The organism is Microbacterium mangrovi (genome assembly GCF_000802305.1).
GTDB lineage: Bacteria > Actinomycetota > Actinomycetes > Actinomycetales > Microbacteriaceae > Microbacterium > Microbacterium mangrovi.
In genome coordinates, this window is record NZ_JTDK01000011.1 from 180,604 (window position 1) to 196,861 (window position 16,258).

Here is a 16,258-nt window from a genome sequence, read left to right on the forward strand (position 1 = left end):
GGGCGGGCTGAGCTTGTCGAAGCCCAATGGCGCCCGGTCCTTGGCGTCGGCCCGGGCGGGCTGAGCTAGTCGAAGCCCAATGGCTCACAACGCGGGACGTGGTGCGGATGGGTTGCCGCAGTGCATGAGTTCGTTCTTATGTTCGAGACTATCCCTTGTGCATCCCGCTTGCGTTGCGTAGGCTTGTGGCATGGTCGAAGTCACCGTCACTCATCTGGAACCGCTCGTGGAGGCGGTGCAGAGTGTGGATGCCGGCTGGCTGTCCGCGCTCGGTGGCGGGTTTCCGTCGGCGGTGGTCGATGACGATGTGGAGGCGATGACCGACGCGGGCCTGCTCGCGGTGAATGAGGCGTTGGCGGGGGTGGCGCGTCGGGTGCAGGCGTTGCAGGCGCGCATCGCGCACGGGATCAGCAGGCGGTCGGCCCGGGAACTGGGTGTGGATGGTCTGGCCCGCAAGGCCGGGTTCCGGTCGGCGGAGAAGCTGATCGCGGCGACCACGGGCGGTCATGTCGGGGACGCGAAGAAGCTGGTCCAGGTCGGGGATGCCACCGCGGGGCGGATGACGTTCAGTGGGGAACGCGCCCCCGCGAGGCACCCGCACGTGGCCGCGGCGATCGAGGCGGGGTCGTTGAGTGTGGCGTGCGCGGGTGCGATCACGACCCTGCTGGATCGGGTGGCGTGCCGGGCCGACCGGGCCCTGCTGGCGCAGGCGGAGCAGACTCTGGTGGAGCAGGCGGCCGGGTTGTCGCTGTCCGAGTTGCAGGTGGTGTTGCGGCGGGCGGAGGCGTGGTTGGACCCGGACGGGCTGGAACCGAAGCTCGAGAATCTGCGGGATGCCCGGTTCTTGAGGATCTGGGAAGACCAGCACGGCATGATCAACCTCGACGGACGCCTGGACCCCGCGACCGGCGCCCCGATCAAAGCCGCCATCGACGCCCTGGTGACCGCGCAGATCCGCGCCATGCGCGGCCACAACCACCCCGACCACGGAGCCGGGGACGGGGCAGCGGGCGACGGTGGATGGAGCTGGAGCGACGGCGGCAAGCCCGCCACGGCTGCTGACGGCGCACCCGCGGCCGATGCGAGCAATGCCAATGCGGCTGATCCCGGTCTGCGTAATGCCGGTGCGGGCGATGCCGGCGCGAGCAATGACGGCTCGAGCGGTAGCGGCGCGAGTGGTGCAGGTGATGCGGGAACGACCGGTGCTGGTGCTGGTGCGGGTGTGGGTGGGCCGGTGGAGCGGCGCACGATCGTGCAGTTGCAGGCGGACGCGCTGTCCGCTCTCGCGAAGATCGGACTCGGCTCCGAGAACGCCCCCGCCCCGCTGGCGACCACGACCGTGGTGGTGCGGATCCCGCTGGAGGCCCTCACCACCGGGACCGGGGTGGCGACCATCGACGGCCTCACCCAACCCGTCGACGCCGGCACCGCCCGCCGCATGGCCGCGGACGCGGAGATCATCCCGATCGTCCTCGGGAGCAAAAGTGAGGTCCTCGACTACGGCCGGTCCCGCCGGTTGTTCTCCAAAGCGCAAAGGATCGCCCTGGTGGAACGTGACGGCGGATGCGCGTCCTGTGCCGCCCCACCGGGGATGTGTGAAGTCCATCACCTGACCTGGTGGTCCCGCGGTGGCAGAACCGACCTGGACGACGGGATCCTGCTGTGCACCAGCTGCCACCACACGATCCACAAACACGACTGGGACATCACCATCGATGACACCGGGGTGTGGTTCCTCCCGCCCGCTCACATCGACCCGACCCGCACACCCCGGCGCGGCGGACGACGCCGCCACGACTACCAACCCGCCGCCTGACACCCATGCGCCAGGGACGCCTGCCATGCGGGCTGAGCCTGTCGAAGCCCAACGCCCCGGGCACGCCTGCCCTTCGACAAGCGCAGGGCGCCCGATCAGGCGGGCTGAGCCTGTCGAAGCCCAACGCCCCGGCACGCCTGCCCTTCGACAAGCTCAGGGCGCCCGGCCAGGCGGGCTGAGCCTGTCGAAGCCCAACGCCCCGGCACGCCTGCCCTTCGGCAAGCTCAGGGCGCCCGGCGGGGGCTCAGGGCTCGCGGCGGCTCAGCGGCCGCGCACGAGGTCGGCGGCGACCTCGCCGATCACGATCGAGGGCGCGTTCGTGTGCCCGCGGATCACGGTCGGCATGATCGAGGCATCGGCGACGCGCAGCCCGTCGACGCCCCGGACGCGCAGTTCCGGATCGACGACGGATGCCGCATCCGCCCCCATCCGCGCCGTGCCGGCCGGGTGGTAGAGGGTGTGCGAATACTGACGCAGGGTGAGCTCGGCCCGCTCGCGGGGGGACAGCCCGTCGCTGCCGGCCGGCTGGATCCACCCGCCGGTGAGGTGCTCCCGCAGGGCCTCCGTCTGCAGGAGCCGATCGCACTCGAGCAGCCCTTCGATCATCGCGCCGGCGTCGTGACCATCGGCATCCGACAGGTAAGCGGGGTCGATCAGAGGCTTCCGGTGAGGGTCGGCGGAAGCCAGCCGGATCGTGCCGCGACTGACCGGCCGCAGCAGGATCGCCCCGACCGAGACGCCCTCGTCGGGAACCGGCACCAGTCCCTCGCCGACGTACGGGACGGGCGCGAAGATGATCTCGATGTCGGGCAGGCCGTCGGGTTCGCCGCGAGAGTCCGCGACCGAGGTGCGGATGAAGCCATACGCCTCGGCGACGTTCGAGGTCAGCATCCCACGTCGCCGGGCGAAGTAGTTCGCGAGCTCGGCGGGTCGCTCGGCGCCGTACAGCGTGCCGCCGATGGCCGCCGGGGCGAGCCCGGCGAGCAGGTGGTCCTGCAGATTCGCGCCCACCTCGGGGGAGTCGACGACGACGCCGACGCCGTGCTCCGACAGGTGCTCCGCCGGGCCGATGCCCGACAGCATCAGCAGCTGCGGGGTGTTCACCGCACCGCCGCACAGGATCACCTCGCGCTTGGCACGGGCATGCCGGGTGACGCCGTCCAGGTCGACGTAGACGCCGGTGGCGCGAGGTGCGGCATCCGGATCCGCGTTCGTGTCGAACGTCACGCGACGCACGAACGCGCCGGTCACGATGCGCAGGTTGCGCCTCTTCGCGGCCGGCTTCAGGTACGAGTCCACGGTGGATGCCCGGGCACCGCGGTGCTCCGTGACCATCGTCTGGCTGAACCCCGGACGATCGGGCAGGTTGGCCGGCACCACCGGGTGCCCGGCCTCGGCCGCCGCGCGCAGGAAGGCGGCCGTGTGCGGGCGCGGGTCGCGCTGATGCTCGACCGGCTGGACGCCGTCTGCACCCTGGGTCGGTTCGTCCGGGTCGTCCGTGCGCTCCACCCGCCGGAAGTAGGGAACAAGCTCCTCCCAGGACCACCGGGGCCCCGCGGCATCCGCCCACTCGTCGTAGTCGGCAGCGAAGCCGCGCACCCACATCATGGCGTTCAGCGACGACGACCCGCCCAGCACCTTGCCGCGCGGCCAGAACACCGTCCGGTCGTTCAGCTGCGGCTGCGGAACCGTGTCGTAGTTCCAGTCGTTCGGCCCGCGGAACAGCTTGCCGAACGCGGCCGGGATGTGGATGTTGAGGTCGGTGTCGCGTCCGCCCGCCTCGAGCAGCAGCACGGAGACCGCCGGATCCTCCGAGAGCCGGGCGGCGAGGGCGGCTCCCGCCGAACCGGCGCCCACGATGACGTAGTCGGCGGTGAGGTCGGGTGCGCTCACGACTTCATCGCCTTGGTCAGCGTGGCCACGAGCCCGGGCACACTGTGTCCGATGTGCCAGCGGGTCAGGCCCGCCGCGACCTCGGTGTTGGTGCGGGAGTCGACGAAGTACGGCGGCTTGGGCAGGATGGTGCCCTGCGCGAGGCCGCGCGGCTGGAGGAATCCGGCAGCCCCGCGCGGGAACGGCCGGAACGGTCCGCGCATCACCGAGCGCTCCACCCGGTCGACCAGCAGGGTGTTGTGCACCACGCCCAGACCCGACTGCACGTCCTCGAGCGTGGCGCCGGGGAACGCGCCCCACGACAGGATGGGCGTCGCGAACACCACCCCGGTCCACGCGTTGATCGCGATGCCGCCGTACCGGAGGTCTGCGATCGCCTTCTCGAACCCCGAGCCGAGTGCCGCCTCGGTGGCCGGATCGATGAGCACGTTCGCCCCGAGGGTGCCGGTGAGTTCGTCGTTCGCGTGCGCGACGGCGGTGTCCAAGAACTCCTGCCCGGTGCCCGAGAGCGTGACCACACCCAGGACCGGCGCGAAGTACTCGGTGGTCTCGACGGCGGTGGGGTCCTCGGTCCCGGTGATCTCCACGAGCAGCCGGGTGCCGTCGCCGAGGCGCTGGGCGTCCGGATACGCCTCTTCGGCCGCCTGCAGCTTCTCATCGGCGCGCGGGTACCAGACCGGACGCTCGGGTGCGGCCGCGTAGGCCTTGCGGAGTTCGCTCAGGAACCGGTCGCGCTGCGGCCAGTCGCGGCTCACGATGACGACCTGCCCGGCGATGCAGTTGTGCCCGCTGTTGTGCAGGCGCATCGTGACGATGTGCTGCGCCTGGAAACGCAGGTCCGCCTCCGTCCAGGCGCCCGGAACCACGATGATCGGCGCCACCCCGCCGAGTTCGGCGGTGATCGGCACGGTGAGCTTCGGGGTGCCCGCCGCCTTGCGGGTCGCGGCCTCCTCGCCGGTGCCCCACACGATCGCGTCGAACGTGACCGCGGAGCCGGTGATGTGCACGTGCCCGATCCCGGGATGCTGGGTCAGATAGGCGCCCACGTCGCCGCCGCCGCGCACGATCCGCACGAATCCGAGTTCGATGAGGGGGGCCAGCGCCCGCTCGAACACCGGGACGACGGCATCCTGCGTGGGATTGACCTTGAGGATCGACACCCGGTTGAACGCCAGCAGCTCGTAGAGCACGTCGAGGAACGGGATCGACGTGATGTTGCCGGCACCGAGCACGAGACCCACGCCGGCCTCCTCGCCCGGGGTGCGCTGGCCGAGACCGGCCTCGGCGCGCGCCTCGTCCGCGCTCACCCCGGGTTCCAGCCACAGCTCGCCGCTGAAGCCGGACAGCAGGATGCGGTCCATCCCGACCGTGGGGAACGCCTTCACCCGGGTGCGACCACCCGGGGCGACGCCCAGTCCGACCCGATCGAGGGGACTCCGCCCCTCGGCCAGGGCCGTAAGGGTGGCGATGTAGCCGTCGAGGGCGCCGAGCGCCGCGTACGGTCCCGACATCCACTCCTCGCCGCGCAGAGGATGCCCGGGCCCGAGCCCTTTCGACGCGGAGGCGGCATCCACCCATTCATCGGCGACGGTCCCGACCGCTGCGCGGACGCGATCGAGGAGCTTGGCGCGCTGGTCGACACTCAGCCGCGACCAGACGCGGGCGCCGTCGCCCAGCTCGGCGATCGCCCGGTCGAGCGGTTCACGCACCGGCGCAGCGAGCCCGGGATCGGTGGTCTTCTTGCGGGGCGACTTGGGGGCGGCCTTCGCGGGCATGCGGTCTCCTTGCGCTCGACGGTGGGCGTGTTCCAGCAAGTGTATGTCGGGCCCTCGGTCTCCGGACCGGCCGCCTCGGCCACCTCGTGCCCACCCGTCCCGCCGCGGCGACTCAGGGCGCCGCGACGAGTTCCTCGGCGGGGAGGACGCGGGCCGACGCCAACCACTCGGGCAGGGCGTGCTCCTCAGCCGGGGGAGCCCCGGCCACGAACGACGCGAGTCCGGCGACGACACCACGCGGCCAGGCATCCGTGAGGGTGCGCACCAGCTCCGGACCGCGGATGCCGGCATCCTGCAGGGCCGAAAGCTCCGCCACGCTCACGCCGACTGCCTGGGGCCCGGCCTGGTCGTTGCCGAGATCGGTGCCGTACAGCACGCGGCCGCCGGAGGCGGCGAAGCGTTCCAGGTTCGACCGGGCGACGGCGGCGGCCTCCGACCCGGCATGGATCGCCAGGGTCGACATCCACAGCATGCCGTCGGCGACGGCTGCGGCGATCGTCTCGCCGTGCAGATGCTCCGTGAACGGCACGTGCGCCAGCGCATCGACCCCGTGCCGCACCGCCTGCTGCGCCATTCCGGCACCCTCCGCGTGCGCGACGACCGGAAGCCCGCGCGTCCGGGCCGCCTCGATGATCGCCGACAGGGTGTCATCCGACAGCGTCGGAGCGCCGGCATGCAGCACGACCTTCACGAAGGACGCGCCGGCATCCGCCATCTCGTCAACGGCCGTCCGGGCACCGCCGGGTGCCCCGGGTGCGGCCGAGGACGACGCGACCTCGCGGACGACGGCATCCGGCGCCCACGCCCGGCCGACGGGGTATCCGCCCCGGGCCGTCAGAAGGGCACCCGCATACGCCACCTCGGGGATGCCGCACTCGCGCCGCGCGAGCGCATCGGGGTCGCCGCCGAGATCGAGCACGCCCGCGATGCCGTGCTCGGCGAGCTTCGCCGGGTCGAAGAGGTGCAGGTGCACGTGGTGGTCGACGAACGGGGGCAGAGCGACGCCGACCTGGCCGGTGAGCGCATGCCGGGCCGGACGGGCCCCCGGGCCGAGCCAGGCCTGCAGGGCGTCGAGGTCGCTCATGGCCGCACCGACGGGGCGGGGAGCTCGGTGCGCACCGCGAACAGCTCCGGGAAGAACGTCAGCTCGAGCGCCCGCCGCAGGAACGGGACGCCGCTCGAACCTCCGGTGCCGGGCTTGAGCCCGATGATCCGCTCCACCGTCTTGAGATGGCGGAAGCGCCACAGCTGGAAGTTGTCCTCGAGGTCGACGAGCTCCTCGCACGTCTCGTATGCCGACCAGTGGTTTGCCGTGTCGGCGTAGATCGCGGTGAACACCGGCACCAGCTCCGGAGTGAACGTCCACGCGGCCGTGACGTCGCGCTCCAGCACGGATGCCGGGATGTCGTACCCGGACCGGGCGAGCAGCCGCAGGAACTCGTCGTACAGACTCGGCGCCTCGAATGCGGCGGTCACCAGCGCGAGGCTGTCGGGTTCGGCGGCGAAGACCCGCAGCATCCCGGCATGCTTGTTGCCGAGGGTGAACTCCACGGCTCGGTACTGCGCCGACTGGAATCCGGACGCGTTGCCGAGCACGCCGCGGAACTGCGCGTACTCGGTGGGGGTGAGGGTGGCGAGCACCGACCACTGCTCGGTGAGCGTCTTCTGGATGTGCTTGACCCGCGCGATGCACTTCAGCGCCGGGGCGAGCTCGTCGGCGCGCAGGTGCGCGCACGCCGCCGACAGCTCGTGCAGCACCAGCTTCAGCCACAGCTCGGTGGTCTGGTGCTGGATGATGAACAGCAGCTCGTCGTGGTGCTCCGGAACCGACAGGGGATGCTGCGCATCCAGCAGGGTGCCGAGCTCCAGGTAGCCGCCGTATGTCATGCGGTCGGCGAGGTCGGTGATGACCGTCTGCTCGATCGTCCGGGTGTTGTCCTGCACGCCGTCGTCCACGCGCCCAGCCTACCGACGGCCGCTGTCGCGGAGGTATGAGAGAACGGCGGCGACCCGCCGGCTCGGGGTGGGCTCGTCCGACAGAGCGAGCTTGGTGAAGATCGCGTTCACGTTCTTCTCGATCGTGGACTCGGACAGATGCAGCGTCTGCGCGATCGCCGCGTTCGTCTTGCCCTCCGCCATCTCCCGCAGCACCTCGAGCTCTCGCGGGGCGAGCACCGCGAGCGGTGAGCTGGCGCCGGCGGTTCGCAGCTCGACGAGTCGCTGCACCACTCCGGCATCCACGACCGAGCGCTGGGCGGCCACTTCGCGCAGCGCCCGGAGCATGTCGTCGAGATCGCCGACACCGGACTTGAGGAGGTAGCCGAGTCCGTCCGTGCCGTTCTCGAGCAGCTGCACGGCGTAGTCGGCGTCCGAGTACTGGGACAGCACCACCACGCCGATCGCGCGATGCTCCGCGCGGATCGCGTGCGCCGCGGCGATTCCCTCGACGGTATGGGTGGGCGGCATCCGGATGTCGGTGAGCACCGCGTCGGGCAGCTGCTCGCGGACGGCGCGCAGCAGCTCTTCGGCGTTCTCGACGACCGCCACCACGTCGACCTCGCCGGAGTCCTCCAGCAGGCGCCGGGTGCCTTCGCGCACCAGGTAGCTGTCGTCCGCGATGACGACGCGAAGCCGTTCAGCCCGTTCCGGCATCCGCCGCCTCCTCGTGGAACAGACCGGGCGACGGGACCGGCAGGGTCAGCGTGACCCGGGTCCCGTGCTGCGGCGCGGAGTCGATCCGGAACCCGCCGCCGAGGGCCTCCACCCGGTCCCGCAGGCCGACTACTCCGGAGCCGACCGCCGTCGCGGCGTCGAACCCGCAGCCGGAGTCGGCCACGACGATCCGCAGCGTGCCGCCGGAGCGCGCGATGTCCACGGTCGCATCGACGGGCCCCGCGTGCTTGACGACGTTGGTCAGGCACTCCGAGATCGCGAAGTACGCCGCCCCCTCCACCTCCGCGCCGAAGCGCTCCGCGCGCACGGCGGAATCCGCGATCACGCGCGTCGGCACCGGCATGCGGGCGGCGCGCTCCTCGACGGCGACGACCAGCCCGCGGTCGGTGAGCAGCGTCGGATGGATGCCACGCACCAGTTCCTGCAGGTCCTCGAGCGCGCGGCGCGCGTCGGTGCGGGCTTCGGCGAGGGTGTCGCCGGCGAGACCCGGGTCGCGCTTGAGCTGGTTCGCCGCCAGACCGAGACGCGTCAGCAGGGCGACCAGCTCCTGCTGCACACCGTCGTGGAGATCCCGCTCGAGGCGGCGCCGCGCGGCCTCCTCGGCGCGGATGATCCGGATGCGGGATGCCTCCAGGTCATCGACCTTGACCGCGAGCTCGGCGGACAGCGCGGCGTTCGCGGTCGTCAGCGCCGCCTGCCGCGCCAGGGCTTCGAGCAGGGCGCGATCGCGCTCGCCGTATCGCCCGATCTCCCGGGGCCCGCACACGATCCGACCCAGCTCCGCCGTCTCGGTGCGCAGCGGGGCGATCAGGGACGGTTCGTCGCCGCCGCGACTGCGGCCCGCCGCGGCGGACTCTTCGGCGAGGTCCACCCGGACCCACTCGGCCCGGACGCCCTGGCGGACGGCGTCCGCGACCGCCTGGGCGATGTCCTGGGGGGTCGATCCGGCCTCGAGGCGTCGTCCGGCGTCGATCATCAGCGCCGACCCGCGCAGCCTGCGGCCGAACACCACGCGGTCGGCGAGCGCGGTCAGACGCCGCCGCCCGGATGCCGCCGCGGCGATCAGCACGACGGTGGTCGCCACCGCCACGGCGAGCGGCAGACGCTGCGCCGCCACCACGCCGGCGAGTTCGGCGAGGACCACGTAGGAGACGGCGATCACGGCCCAGAGCCCGGCGTACAGCAGGGAGCGCCGCACCACCACCCCGAGGTCGAGCAGGTCGTACCAGATCATGCCGATGAGCAGCGCCGCCGGCATCAGGAAGACGATGGGGACGTACGCGAGGATGAGCAGCCACGGCGGGATCGGCAGGCCCCACTGGCCGAGCGTCCCCATCGCCGACTCCAGGACGAGCGTGGCTCCCGCGGCGACGAGGGGCCAGAGGATCCGGCGGCGGACCGAGGCATCCGATTTCAGCCAGCGCACGAGCAGCAGCCCCGCCCCGAGGGCCAGGGCCGCCGGAGAGCACAGCCGCAGCGTCCACTCCGCGATCAGGCCCACCGCGGCCAGCGACGGCAGCGCGATCGGATTCGGCGCGCTGACCTGCGCGCTCCACACCCAGTCCTGCGACGTCAGCACGGGCGACGCGAACAGCTCACCCGCGATCGCGACGGCGACGACGCCGCCGAAGGCGCGCGCGATTCGACGGTCGAGCGGTGCACGATAGCTGCCGTCCGGGAACACCACGAGGAAACCCAGGGTCGCTGCGGCGACCGCTCCGCTCACCGTGCTGCTCGGGGTGAACATCGCATTCCAGGCGCTTGCCGCCCCGTCGCTCGACCGTGCGCAGATGGTCCACGCGACGGAGCAGATCATGGCGAGCCCCCTCGCGCCGGTGGCGCTGACCGGCCACTACGTGCTGGTGCTCGCCGCCGTGATGCTCGGGGTCGGCTTCTGGCGCGCGGGCGTCGGGCCGCGCTGGGCGGCGATCGCCATCGCGCTCTGCGGCCCGGTGGACGCGCTCGCCGGCGTCTTCGGCTCGGCCGGCGACCTCGTCGGCGGCATCCTCTCCAACGCCCTGCTCATCGGCGGGTTCGCGGCCGAGGCGTGGTTCCTGGTGCGGGAGGAGAGGGCGCGGGACACCGCGTCGGCCGTGCGGAAGGTGCCCGTCGGCTGAGCCGGGGTTCCTCGTCCGACGCCGACGTCAGATCAGGCTGAGCTCGCGCAGCTTCGACTCGACGTCGGCGTTGGACGGCTCGACGTGGTGGGAGGCGTCGGGATACACGACGACCGGGATGTTGGTGCGTCCGGAGATGTCGCGGGCGACGTCGGCGGCGGCCGGGTCGGCGACGAGGTCGACGTAGCGGTAGTCGACACCGAGCTCGTCGAGCTGCTTCTTCGTGCGGATGCAGTCGCGGCACCAGTCGGCGCCGTACATCGTGAGGGTCGTGTCCGTCATCCCTCCATTCTCCCGTATCCCGCCTGGACGGGCTCTGCGCGGCGCAGGGCACCGGCCTTCTCAGAATTCACCCATTCTGTACGGCCCCCGTGAGTTTCGCTCCCGGGTCTATGGAACCGGGGAAATCCCCGGAAAAGCGGTAGTTCGCGTGACACCATGAAACACGGAGCGTGTCCCCGGATCGGAGTTTCCATGCAGCTGTCAATCGTCGTCCCGACGTACAACGAGGCACCGAACGTGCCCGAACTCGTGCGTCGCGTCGCGCTGGCGGTGCGGGATGTCGAAGCCGAGATCGTTTTCGTGGACGACTCCAGCGATGACACCCCGCGCGTCATCGCCGAGATCGCGAAGACGGCGCCGATCCCGGTGCGCCTCATCCACCGCGAGCACGCCACCGGCGGCCTCGGCGGTGCCGTGGTGGCCGGCTTCACGGCGGCCGAATCCGACGTGTGCGTCGTGATGGACGGCGACCTGCAGCACCCGCCGGAGGACATCCCCGCGCTGCTGCACCGCTACCGCCGCGGCGACGTCGACCTCGTGGTGGCCTCCCGCTATGTCGGCGACGGCGACGCGTCGGGTCTGGCCGATCGCAGCCGCGTGCTGGTCTCGCGCGGCTCCACGATGCTGACCAAGGCGATGTTCCCGATCAAGCTCAAGGACGTCACCGACCCGATGACCGGGTTCTTCCTCGTCGACCGCCGCACGATCGACCTCGACACTCTCCGCCCGCGCGGTTTCAAGATCCTGCTCGAGATCCTGGCCCGCAAGGTGATGCGCGTGGCCGAGATGCCGTTCCGCTTCGCCGACCGGCACGCCGGCGAGTCGAAGGCGTCGTTCGCCCAGGGCCTGCACTTCCTCGCCCAGCTGACCGCGCTGCGATTCGGCAAGATGTCCGCGTTCGCGATCATCGGCGGACTCGGTGCGATCGCCAACCTCCTCATCATGTGGGGGCTCATCCACCTCGGCGTCGAGTACATCGTCGCGGCGATCGTCTCGGCCGAGATCACGATCGTGGCCAACTTCCTCCTGCAGGAGCGCTTCGTCTTCCAGGACATGCGCGGGTCGGCATCCTCCGGGGTGTGGAGCCGTTTCATGAAGGCGGGCCTGTTCAACAACCTCGAGCTCGTCGTGCGCATCCCCGTGATCGCCCTGCTCGTGAACACGTGGCACATCCAGAGCGTCATCGCGGCAGGAATCACGCTCGCCGTCGCGTTCGTGGTGCGCTTCGTCTTCAACTCGCTCGTCGTCTACCGACCCTCCGAGGCCAACAAGGTCGCGGCCGCGCCGGCGCGCGACGCCGTCGACGGTCTGGACACCCCAGCTGCCTGATCGTCGCGGAGGCGCGGGCCCGTTTCTCCCCGGTTGCGGGCCCGCGCCGCTTCACGTCGTGGCCAGTTCGAACGCCCGCCACATCGCCGCGTAGGGTCCGTCCTGCGCGAGCAGCTGCTGGTGGGTGCCGTGCTCGGCCACGCGTCCGCCGTCCAGCACCACGATGCGCGATGCCGTCATCGCGGTCTGCAGCCGGTGCGCGATGAGCACCGTGGTGCGGCCGTGCGACAACCGTCGCATGGCGTCGGTGACGCGGGCTTCGCTGGCGAGGTCGAGGTTCGAGGTCGCCTCGTCGAGCAGCAGCACGCGCGGCTGCACGAGTTCGGCGCGGGCGAGGGCGATGAGCTGACGCTGCCCGGCCGACAGGGATGCCCCGCGCTGCGCGATCCGGGTGTCGTATGCGTCGGGCAGGCTCTCGATCATGGTGTCCGCGCCGACCGCGGCCGCGGCCGCCCGGATCTCCTCGTGGCTCGCTTCGGGCCGCCCGTAGGCGATGTTGGAGGCGATCGTGCCGGGGAACAGGAACGACTCCTGCGGCACGTACCCGAGGGTGCGGCGGAACTCGCCGAGGTCGAGCCGGCGCAGGTCGATGTCGGCGGCACTGACCTCCCCGCGGTCGGGATCGTAGAACCGGGCCACCAGCTTCATCACTGTGGACTTGCCCGCGCCGGTCTCGCCGACGAGCGCGACGGTCTCGCCCGCGCGGATGTGCACGTCGACGCCTGACAGCGCCTCCGGCGGGGCCAGGCTGATCGCGGCCGTGGTGCCGCGGGCATCCCGCGGGCCGCGGATGTCGGACGAGACCGGGCCGGTCGGATATGAGAAGTGCACCGCCTCCAGGCGCATGGCGCCGCCGGCATCCGGAAGCGGCACCGGGGATTCGGCGGCGGGCGTCAGCGACTCGAGCTTCATGAGCTCGGCCACCCGGCGCACCGACACGCGCGTCTGCTGCCAGGCGTCGAACACCTGGGACAGCTGCTGGATGGGCGAGAAGAACATGTCGATGTACAGCAGGAAGGCGATCAGCGCCCCGGACGTGAGCTGGCCGTTCGCGATGAGCACCGTGCCGAGGCCCAGGACGATCGCATCGGCGACCGACGACAGGAACTGCACGAACGGGAAGTAGATCGCCACCAGCCGCTGCGCGCCGGTGCGCGATTCCAGGTAGGCCGCGCTCTGCTCGCGGAACCGGGCGATCGTGTGCGGCTCGTGGGTGAAGGCCTGCGATTCGCGGATGCCGGCCACCGACTCCTGGAACGACGAGTTGACGATCGCGATCCGCTCCCGGCTGAGGTCGTAGAGCCGGGAGGCGCGACGCCGGAACCACACGGTCGCGATCGACAGCGGGATGATGACGGTCATCACCGCCAGACCGAGCGGCGGGTCGATCACGATGAGCGCCACCCCGACCCCCACGAACGTGACGAATGCGACGAGCGCGCCCAGCAGCCCGTTCTGCAGGAGCGACTCGAACTGGTCGACGTCGGTCGTCATCCGGGTGAGGATGCGCCCCGACATCTCGCGCTCGTAGTAGTCGAGCGACAGGCGCTGCAGCTGGGCGAAGATCCGCACCCGCAGCGACAGCATGATCCGCTGCGCGGCACGGCCGGTGACCCGAGCCTCGCCCATGTCGACGAACATCCCGGCGATCGTGATCACCAGGTACAGTCCGGATGCCGCAACCAGCACGGTGGCGCTCCCGGCCACCACTCCCTGGTCGATGCCGGCCTTGACCACCGCCGGGCCGAGGAGGCCCGCGATCGCGTCGATCACCACGAAGACGAGCGCGATCAGCAGCGGCCTCCGGAACTCGCGGAGCACGCCGGGCAGCGAGAACCCCGGCTGCGGCCGCGCCTCCGTCTCGAGGTCGACCCCGGCCCGGTCCACGATCGGCGGCAGCGCCTCGACCTGGGCGAGCAGTTCCGGGGTGGGGGCGAGCATGTTGCGCATGCCGGCCCGGCCGCCGAGTCCCATCCCGAGCGACGGAGCTGATCCCGGTCGCGAAGCGAGACGAAGCGCGTCTCGTCCTGCCCCGTCGCGGCCGCGCGCTGCATCGCCCCCGTTCGCCCCGCGCCCGTTCGCGAGGGCGTCCACCTCGCCGCGCCGCTGCGCTTCGAGGCGCGTCTCGTCGTCGCCGAACAGGGCCCGGTACACGGCGCTGGAGTCGATGAGCTCGTCGTGGGTCCCCTCCGCCGCGATGCGCCCGGCGTCGAGCACCACGATGCGATCGGCGAGGCGCAGGGTGGAGTGCCGCTGCGCCACGATCAGCACCGTGCGGTCCGCGAACACGGAGCGCAGCTCGTCGTGGATGCCCTGCTCGGTGCGCGCGTCGATGGCGCTGGTCGCGTCGTCGAGCACCAGGATGCCGGGGTCGCGCAGCAGCGCCCGGGCCAGCGCGATGCGCTGCCGCTGGCCGCCGGAAAGGCTCAGCCCGCGCTCGCCGACGACCGTGTCGTAGCCGTGGGGGAGCGCCTCGATGAACGCGTGGGCGTGAGCCTGGCGCGCGGCCGTCTCGATCTGGTCGTCGGTGGCATCCGGCATCCCGTACGCGATGTTGTCACGCACGCTCTCGCTGAACAGGAACGCGTCCTCGAACGCGACTCCGACCGTGCGGCGAAGGGACGTCAGCCGGATGCCGCGCACGTCGACGCCGCCGATCGTCACTGCGCCGGCCGTCGGATCGTAGGTGCGGGTCAGCATCCGCGCCGCGGTGGACTTGCCGCTGCCGGACGCCCCGACCAGCGCGACGCGCTCGCCGGCGCGGATCGTCAGGGAGAAGTGCTTCAGGATGCCGCGACGTTCGTCGTCCTCGTCCCCGGCGTACGCGAACGACACGTCGTCGAACACGATGTCGCCCGGCCGGCCCGGGAGGTCGACCGCGTCCGGGGCATCCGCGATGGCCGGCTTCAGGTCGATGAGCTGGAAGATCCGCTCGACGCCGGCCCGCGCCTGCTGGCCGATCGTCAGGATGCCGGCGAGCATGCGCGCCGGCACCAGCAGCATCCCGAGGTACGTCGTGAACGCGAGGAACGTGCCGAGGGTGATCGCGCCGGTGAGCGTCATCCATCCGCCGATCAGGAGCACCGCGACCTGCCCGAAGACCGGCACCGCCTGCAGCAGGGGGGCGTACCGCGCCTGGATGCGCACCGTGCGCATCTGCGACCCGTACAGGTCCGAGGCGGCGTCGGTCAGGCGGCGCAGCTCGCGCTGCTCCTGCCCGAACGCCTTCACGACCCGGACGCCGGTGATGTCCTCGTCGACGATCTGGGCGAGGTCGGCCTCGCGCTGCTGGCCGTCCCAGCTGGCCGGGAACACCCGACGCCGCATCCGGATGCTGAGCACCAGAAGCGTCGGAACGATGAGCAGCGCGATGAGCGCCAGCGGCGGCGACAGCACGATCATCACCACGAGCGACAGCACGAGGGTGAGCACATTGCCGGACAGCATCGGGACGTAGCCGAGCAGCCCCTGCGCGAGGGCGGTGTCGCTGTTCGCACGCGACACCAGCTGGCCGGTCGACATCGTGTCCAGGGTGGCGGCGTCGAGGGTCTGCAGGTGGTCGTGGATGTCGACGCGCAGATCGTTCTGCACGGCCAGGCCCATCCGGCCGCCGCGGTAGCGGCGCACGTAGGAGAACCCGAATCCGGCGACGCCGAGAGCGAGGAGCAGGGTGAGCCACGGCACGAGCGTGTCGTGGCCGGCGATGATGACGTCGTCGATGATCGCGCGCGCGACGAGCGGGGTCAGGGTGGCGCAGACCGATCCGAGCACGGCCGCGCCGAGTCCGAGGAACAGGTCGCCGCGGTGGCGCATCATGTAGCCGCCGAGGCGGCGCAGCCAGCCGGATCCGGGACGACGGGCGGCATCCCCGGTCATGCCCGACCCGCCGGGGAGGGGGTGCAGGCCTCGCGGGCGGCGAGCAGGGTGTCCAGCGCCGGGCCGAGGTCGGCGAGGACCCGAACGGTGGCGTCCGGGCCGGCAGTGGCGTCGGCGATCCGCTCGACCGTGCGGCAGAGGGCGGCATCCGCATCCGCGAGCGTCGCGACGCCCTCGGCGGTCAGGGCGAGGTCGACGGCGCGCTGGTCCGATCCGTGCGCGGTGCGGGTGACCAGGCCGCGCTTGACGAGCGACTCGACGGTGGCGCTCACGGCGGGCTTGCCGAGCGCCAGGCGGCGGGCGAGGCGGGATGCCCGGGCCTCGCCGTCGCCGATGGCGGACAGCATCCGGAAGTCCGCCATGCTCAGGCGTGCCGGCAAGGTGCGCTCCATGAGGCGCGCGGTGCGTGCCATCGCCCGCACGGCACGCTGCGCCTCGGTCAGCTCCGGCGAAGATGGTTCGATCACTGAACCATTATGCGCCCGGATTCGCCCCGC

General features: G+C 71.6%; 12 protein-coding genes. 3 read left to right on the forward strand and 9 right to left on the reverse strand.

Features of this window, described 5'->3' with window-relative positions; all coding sequences use genetic code 11:
- Nucleotides 1–190: 190 nt before the first annotated feature.
- Entirely contained in the window at nucleotides 191–1,816 is a 1,626-nt protein-coding gene (locus LK09_RS13220; protein ID WP_082008242.1) for an HNH endonuclease, read from the forward strand.
- A 261-nt stretch (nucleotides 1,817–2,077) separates the two neighbouring features.
- On the opposite strand, the gene LK09_RS13225 is transcribed toward LK09_RS13220, so the two are convergent.
- The 6 genes from LK09_RS13225 to LK09_RS20820 all read right to left on the reverse strand — a co-directional run bounded on the left by LK09_RS13225 (nucleotide 2,078) and on the right by LK09_RS20820 (nucleotide 9,904).
- Nucleotides 2,078–3,709 carry a GMC family oxidoreductase gene (locus LK09_RS13225; protein ID WP_039400155.1) on the reverse strand — a complete coding sequence of 544 codons (1,632 nt, stop codon included), beginning with the start codon at nucleotides 3,707–3,709 and terminating at the stop codon, nucleotides 2,078–2,080.
- Nucleotides 3,706–5,484, reverse strand: a complete 1,779-nt coding sequence (locus tag LK09_RS13230; protein WP_052226751.1) for an aldehyde dehydrogenase family protein — start codon at nucleotides 5,482–5,484, stop codon at nucleotides 3,706–3,708. Before LK09_RS13230 ends, LK09_RS13225 begins: the two co-directional genes overlap by 4 nt.
- 112 nt (nucleotides 5,485–5,596) lie before the next feature.
- Nucleotides 5,597–6,568, reverse strand: a complete 972-nt coding sequence (locus LK09_RS13235; RefSeq protein ID WP_039400157.1) for an amidohydrolase family protein — start codon at nucleotides 6,566–6,568, stop codon at nucleotides 5,597–5,599.
- Complete coding sequence (gene kynA, locus LK09_RS13240; protein WP_039400160.1) at nucleotides 6,565–7,440, reverse strand: tryptophan 2,3-dioxygenase; 876 nt, start codon at nucleotides 7,438–7,440, stop codon at nucleotides 6,565–6,567. The genes LK09_RS13235 and kynA overlap by 4 nt, the downstream gene beginning before the upstream one ends.
- Before the next feature lie 9 nt (nucleotides 7,441–7,449).
- On the reverse strand, nucleotides 7,450–8,136 hold the full coding sequence (locus tag LK09_RS13245) for a response regulator transcription factor (protein WP_039400163.1): 687 nt from the start codon (nucleotides 8,134–8,136) through the stop codon (nucleotides 7,450–7,452).
- Complete coding sequence (locus LK09_RS20820; protein ID WP_156138805.1) at nucleotides 8,120–9,904, reverse strand: sensor histidine kinase; 1,785 nt, start codon at nucleotides 9,902–9,904, stop codon at nucleotides 8,120–8,122. Before LK09_RS20820 ends, LK09_RS13245 begins: the two co-directional genes overlap by 17 nt.
- Here LK09_RS20820 and LK09_RS13255 point away from each other — a divergent pair.
- The gene (locus tag LK09_RS13255) at nucleotides 9,897–10,274 is read left to right on the forward strand and encodes a hypothetical protein (RefSeq protein WP_156138807.1); all 378 of its coding nucleotides are present in this window, start codon (nucleotides 9,897–9,899) and stop codon (nucleotides 10,272–10,274) included. The genes LK09_RS20820 and LK09_RS13255 overlap by 8 nt on opposite strands.
- A gap of 27 nt (nucleotides 10,275–10,301) precedes the next feature.
- Here LK09_RS13255 and LK09_RS13260 read toward each other — a convergent pair whose 3' ends face one another.
- Nucleotides 10,302–10,556, reverse strand: a complete 255-nt coding sequence (locus LK09_RS13260) for a glutaredoxin family protein (protein ID WP_039400170.1) — start codon at nucleotides 10,554–10,556, stop codon at nucleotides 10,302–10,304.
- 192 nt (nucleotides 10,557–10,748) lie between these two features.
- On the opposite strand from LK09_RS13260, the gene LK09_RS13265 reads away from it, so the two are divergent.
- A complete protein-coding gene (locus LK09_RS13265) occupies nucleotides 10,749–11,885 on the forward strand; it encodes a glycosyltransferase (RefSeq protein WP_039400171.1) in 1,137 nt (378 codons plus the stop codon).
- A 51-nt stretch (nucleotides 11,886–11,936) separates the two neighbouring features.
- Here LK09_RS13265 and LK09_RS13270 read toward each other — a convergent pair whose 3' ends face one another.
- Nucleotides 11,937–15,761, reverse strand: coding sequence for an ABC transporter ATP-binding protein (locus LK09_RS13270; RefSeq protein ID WP_039400174.1), 3,825 nt, complete (start codon nucleotides 15,759–15,761; stop codon nucleotides 11,937–11,939).
- Nucleotides 15,758–16,228 (reverse strand): MarR family winged helix-turn-helix transcriptional regulator, encoded by a 471-nt coding sequence (locus LK09_RS13275; RefSeq protein WP_052226753.1) that lies wholly within the window; start codon nucleotides 16,226–16,228, stop codon nucleotides 15,758–15,760. Before LK09_RS13275 ends, LK09_RS13270 begins: the two co-directional genes overlap by 4 nt.
- Nucleotides 16,229–16,258: the final 30 nt, after the last annotated feature.

Excerpts from the sequence above, each read along its gene's own strand:
- LK09_RS13245 (WP_039400163.1), bottom strand. The coding sequence starts at position 8,136 with ATGCCGGAACGGGCTGAACGGCTTCGCGTCGTCATCGCGGACGACAGC.
- LK09_RS13220 (WP_082008242.1), top strand. The coding sequence starts at position 191 with ATGGTCGAAGTCACCGTCACTCATCTGGAACCGCTCGTGGAGGCGGTG.
- LK09_RS20820 (WP_156138805.1), bottom strand. The coding sequence starts at position 9,904 with ATGTTCACCCCGAGCAGCACGGTGAGCGGAGCGGTCGCCGCAGCGACC.
- LK09_RS13235 (WP_039400157.1), bottom strand. The coding sequence starts at position 6,568 with ATGAGCGACCTCGACGCCCTGCAGGCCTGGCTCGGCCCGGGGGCCCGT.
- LK09_RS13260 (WP_039400170.1), bottom strand. The coding sequence starts at position 10,556 with ATGACGGACACGACCCTCACGATGTACGGCGCCGACTGGTGCCGCGAC.
- LK09_RS13230 (WP_052226751.1), bottom strand. The coding sequence starts at position 5,484 with ATGCCCGCGAAGGCCGCCCCCAAGTCGCCCCGCAAGAAGACCACCGAT.
- LK09_RS13270 (WP_039400174.1), bottom strand. The coding sequence starts at position 15,761 with ATGACCGGGGATGCCGCCCGTCGTCCCGGATCCGGCTGGCTGCGCCGC.
- LK09_RS13265 (WP_039400171.1), top strand. The coding sequence starts at position 10,749 with ATGCAGCTGTCAATCGTCGTCCCGACGTACAACGAGGCACCGAACGTG.